General features: G+C 67.0%; 4 protein-coding genes and 3 pseudogenes. 1 reads left to right on the forward strand and 6 read right to left on the reverse strand.

Features of this window, described 5'->3' with window-relative positions:
- Positions 1-436: pseudogene (locus KVT45_RS54615) on the forward strand (hypothetical protein); the annotation flags it as partial.
- 199 nt (positions 437-635) lie between these two features.
- Here KVT45_RS54615 and KVT45_RS58330 read toward each other — a convergent pair.
- The 6 genes and pseudogenes from KVT45_RS58330 to KVT45_RS54645 all read right to left on the reverse strand — a co-directional run.
- A pseudogene (locus KVT45_RS58330) lies at positions 636-1,102 on the reverse strand (transposase); the annotation flags it as partial.
- A gap of 21 nt (positions 1,103-1,123) precedes the next feature.
- Positions 1,124-1,612, reverse strand: coding sequence for a hypothetical protein (locus KVT45_RS54625; protein WP_217562516.1), 489 nt, complete (start codon positions 1,610-1,612; stop codon positions 1,124-1,126).
- A gap of 59 nt (positions 1,613-1,671) precedes the next feature.
- Complete coding sequence (locus tag KVT45_RS54630; RefSeq protein ID WP_217562518.1) at positions 1,672-1,884, reverse strand: hypothetical protein; 213 nt, start codon at positions 1,882-1,884, stop codon at positions 1,672-1,674.
- Between the two features lie 1,016 nt (positions 1,885-2,900).
- Positions 2,901-3,128, reverse strand: a complete 228-nt coding sequence (locus tag KVT45_RS54635; protein WP_217562520.1) for an NAD-dependent epimerase/dehydratase family protein — start codon at positions 3,126-3,128, stop codon at positions 2,901-2,903.
- A complete protein-coding gene (locus KVT45_RS54640) occupies positions 3,125-3,964 on the reverse strand; it encodes an SDR family NAD(P)-dependent oxidoreductase (RefSeq protein ID WP_217562522.1) in 840 nt (279 codons plus the stop codon). Before KVT45_RS54640 ends, KVT45_RS54635 begins: the two co-directional genes overlap by 4 nt.
- Positions 3,961-4,432 (reverse strand): annotated as a pseudogene (locus KVT45_RS54645) (hypothetical protein); the annotation flags it as partial. The gene KVT45_RS54640 and the pseudogene KVT45_RS54645, both read right to left, overlap by 4 nt.

Below are 4,432 nucleotides of genomic sequence, written 5' to 3' on the forward strand. Positions count from 1 at the left end.
CAGCGAAGTGGACGTGGACGTCGTCCTGCTGGCCACCGGCTACCAGTCGCTGCTGCCGTTCCTGGACGAGAAGCTGCTGCCCTGGAAACAGGATCACCCGCAGCTGTATCTCAACGTGTTCGCTCGGGAGCTGGACAGCCTGTACGTGCTCGGCTTCGTTGAGTTCGCCGACGCGGCCTACCGCCGCTTCGACGAGATGGCCCAGCTCGTCGTGCTGGACATCCGCGCCCGCGAAACCGGCGTACGCAAGGTCGAGTTGGACGAGCTCAAGCGCGCCGACCAGCCGGACCTGACCGGTGGCATCCCGTACCTGGACAGCCCGCGCCACTCGAACTACGTCAACAGCGAGACGTACCAGACCTATCTGGCGAAGCTGCGCGAGCGGTTCGACTGGCCCGAACTCACCGAGACGACCTATCGAAAGGCCACGAACTGAACAACGCTCGCCCAGCGCTCGGTGCGCCCGCCGGAACGGAGACGGGCCGAGGAGCGGCCACCGCGTGATCGCCGGAGCTTCTGAGCCCTCTTGGCGTTCAGGCGCTGGCGCACTTTCTTCTGGGACACAAAGAGCCGGGCCCCCGCCTCAGCGGGGGCCCGGACTCGTGGTGCAGCAGAGGTCGTTTTATTCTGATGTTTTATCGCGGAATCTGCTGTTCAGTCGTTGGTGTCGGGTCGCGCCAGGAGAGGTCCGCTCGACCGCTCACCGCTTCGGGATCGGAGTGAATCCTCTGGTCCCAGGGGTGCGGGCGGTGATTTCCAGGTCGATGCCGAGGGTGGCTGCGTGCTCGACGAGGTGCTGGCGGTAGCCGCCGTCGCCCCACACCTTGCGGATGCCCGGGTGTTCGGCGGCGACCTGGTCCAGGAGCCGGGTGCCGGCGACGGAGTCCTGCACGCTCGCCGCGGTGACCAGCACGGCAAGCAGGAGACCGGTGGAGTCGGTGACGATGTTCCGCTTTCTGCCCACGATCTACTTCCCGGCATCGATGCCCTGGCTGGAGGCATGAACGCTCTCCCGCAGCAGTTGCCTGAGCAGGCCGTTGAGGCGGGCGAACACCCCTTCCTGCTGCCATTTCGTGAAGTAGCCGTAGACCGTGTTCCAGTGCGTTCTGTGGATTCAAAGATGTCAAGCCGCGTGCTTGTGGATCACACCGAGGTAGAGGCGTTCACGATGGGGCACGTGGTCGTTACGGCCAGGCGTGAAGAACACCGCGCAGACGTTGGCGGGTTGGGTAAGGATGCTGGATTGCTCCCCGAACGTGAGGCGGTCGTTGATGTCGTGGCGGCAGTCGACTGCGTCAAGGCCGGCGATCAGGTCTTCTCGGAGCACTGTGGACGGGTAGGACTCTGAGTCTGGCAAGACCAGGGGCGGCAACTTGGTTGTCGAGCCCGGCCGGAGGCTGATCGAGATTCCGCTGACAAGGCGTTGGGTGATGGACAGCTCCAGGCCGTTCCAGGCGTGGGAGTAGCCGTCAATGTCCGGTCTCATTCGGATGGCGGGGTGTGGGCGTCCTGGGCCCAGGAGATCCTCGGCCTGGGTCAGGGGCATGCCGCAGTGAAGCGGGCCGATACGGCCGGACCGGGCGAAGTCGACAAGCACGTTCATCAAGGTCACGACGGTGACTCTGGCATCTTCTCGTGCTGGCCCACACCTGGATATTGTTCGAGGGATCCTCAGCACGGCTCACCGGGGCGGCACGATCGCGTGCGGGCGGTCAGGACGATGACCGGCAGCAGAGTCGCAGCCGCGGGGGCGCCGATCTGGCTCGGTGTCGGCCCTGCGGAGGTAGGAACGTCGGCGAGTCGTTCGAGGAGCTTGTCGAGGGCGGTCTGCCCGTCGTGGACGGCGGCGCGTTCATCGTCGGTGAGCGGAATATCGGCCGGCATCTCCTGCAGGTTGTCTTTCGCCTCCGGCAGTTGGCCCAGATGCCATCGGCGATCATCCGCGAGCCCGAGCCCATCAGGGCTCGGACACTCGGTGGCGTTCTCAGGGCATGGGCGGGGTCGAACCTGCGCGGGATCAGTTCCCATTCGTGCAGGTCGCGGAAGAATACGCGCGGCACTTTGAGATAGCCGGAATTCGTCTGCGGCGTGAGCGGTTTCCCCCGGGCGGTTCTGCGATCACATGCCATGGGTCCACGCGGAAGGCTATGCCGAAGATGCGGGAGATCGCCCAGCGGTACCCCCGCATGTTCTCGCACTGGTCCTGGACCACCGCCTCGGCCTGGTGAACAGGACGGCAGGAGCCGTGTAACGAGAGATCGTTCCGCACGGTTCTGTGAGAGCCGAGGGGTGAGATTCCCCTCGGCTACTCGGCGACAAGCTCACAGCCATACCCAGAACCCCCGGGTCCGCCGATCTTACGAATGACCAGCTCAGACCCACGCTTGGAAGGTAGGACAAGCTCAGACGGGCATGCACTGGTCGCACCAGCGCGCGGCGTCGAGAATCGCGGTGTCGATGTCGCCCGGGTCGGGGGCGAGTTCCCGCTCGGCTCGGGCGCTGGACGCTGCTTGGGGCAGCGAGAGGCAGCGGGCCAGGCCGCTGTCGACTCCGGGTGCCTGCTTGGTGATGCGTGGGTTCAGGACCCCGAACTCACCCTAGGGGGAATCAGTTGGTGTGGGAACGCGATAGGGACGGCGTGAGGCGCCGACGAGTTCGGGCATCCGGGTAAACACGTCGTGGTGGTGGCGGTTCATCCCGGCGAGGATGTAGCCGCTGCCCGTGAAGGAGCGGGTCCCCGCCGCCTTCGTCGACCGGACGGCCGTCGGCGAAGTAGCCGAGCACGTCCAGGGTGCAGGTGTGAAGGAACCTCAGCACCCGGCTCCCATGGCGGCGTCGGCGAGGAGGCCGGGCACGAGCGTGTTGACCTTGCGGCGGCCCTCGGCCAGAGCGGACCGTGTTCAGGTGTCCCTGGCGACATGGAAGACCCATCCCTGCCCTTCGACGAGTCCGCGCCCGGCGCCCGCCTCGGTGAGGTCCGCGAGCCGGATGGTTACCGGAAGGTCCGCCAGCCACTGCGTCTCAAACTCGGGCACACGGGACGCGGTCACTTCGTGGCCCGCAGCGAGCAGTTCACGTACGAGAATGGCGCCGACGAAGTCTGTCGCCCCGGTGACCAGGCACTTCATGCCTGTGCCTGCCCGGCCAAGCCTTTCGCCCGGGCCTGGGCCTGGGCCTGGGCAATCTTGCCGTCGGCCCAGCTTGTCAGTAGACCCGGCAGCGCGCCGGCCACCCACTTGATCACCTTGGTCTCGGCACCGGGGACGACGCTGGCCCGCCCGAACTCGGTGCCCTTGAGCATGGCCTGGGCGACCTGGGCCGCGCTGAGCGGGTTCCTACCATTGGACAGGGCGATGAGCTCCGGCGGCTTGAGTTTCTGCTCACCGGCAAGCATGGGGGTGTCGACGTCGGGCGGGTAGACCCCGGTCACCGTGATGCCGTGCGGCTTGTACTCCTGGCGCAGCACCTCCACCAGGCCCCGCACCGCGAACTTGCTCGGGCTGTAGGCGCCGTAGCCGAAGACGCCGACGAGCCCGGCGGCCGAGGAGATGCAGGTGATCGTGCCCGCCTGCGTGGCCATCAGGTCGGGCAGTGCGCGGCGGACGGTGTGCAGGGTGCCGAAGTAGTTGATGTCCATGTGGCGGCGCAGGTCGGCGTCGGACAGCTCGTGGAAGTAGCCCGGCTTGACGATGCCCGCACAGGCGATGACGGACCGGATCGTGCCGTGCGCGGCGCGTCCGGCATCGAGGGCGGCGGCCACCTGCTCGGGGTCGGTGACATCGGCGGCGGCTACGACCAGGTTCGGCAGGGCCCGCCGGCACAGGGCCTTGGCGTTGTTGTCGTCGAGGGCGAGGACGGTCACGAGCGCGCCCGCCTCTGTGAGCAGTTCGGTCGCGGCGAGGCCGATGCCGCTGCTGCCGCCGGTGACGACGACGTGGCGGCCGTTCCAGAAAGTGGGGTTCACGCGCTTGCTCCTGCCTTGGTCATGGACGTGTCCGGGCGTCTGAGCGGCTCGTAGGACTGGGCGTCGAAGTCGGCCCAGACGAAGCGGTCACGCAGCTCGGCCAGGTAGGCGACGTAGGAGTCGACGTGGACGTAGTTGGCGTGCCGGGGGCTGTCGATGTAGCTGACCCCGCCGCGAAGGTCGGGGCGGTCGTCCCGCTTGAGGGCGACCAGCTCGGCGCGGTGCACGCCGGTCTCGCGGGCCCGGATATCGAGGAGGACCATCTGGGCCATCTCGTCGAAGCGGGTGTAGGCGGCGCCTGCCAGCTCGATGAAGCCGAGGACGTAGAGGCTGTCCAACTCCCTTGAGAACACGTTGAGATACAGCTGCGGGTGGCCCTGCTTCCAGGTCAGCAGGTCGGGGTCGAGGAAGGGCAGTAGGTACTGGTAGCCGGTGGCCGTGAGGATGACGTCGAGCGGTTCCTCAGAC

Source organism: Streptomyces sp. GbtcB6 (genome assembly GCF_019091475.1).
GTDB classification, from domain to species: domain Bacteria; phylum Actinomycetota; class Actinomycetes; order Streptomycetales; family Streptomycetaceae; genus Streptomyces; species Streptomyces hyaluromycini.

Excerpts from the sequence above, each read along its gene's own strand:
- KVT45_RS54630 (WP_217562518.1), bottom strand. The coding sequence starts at position 1,884 with ATGCCGGCCGATATTCCGCTCACCGACGATGAACGCGCCGCCGTCCAC.
- KVT45_RS54635 (WP_217562520.1), bottom strand. The coding sequence starts at position 3,128 with ATGAAGTGCCTGGTCACCGGGGCGACAGACTTCGTCGGCGCCATTCTC.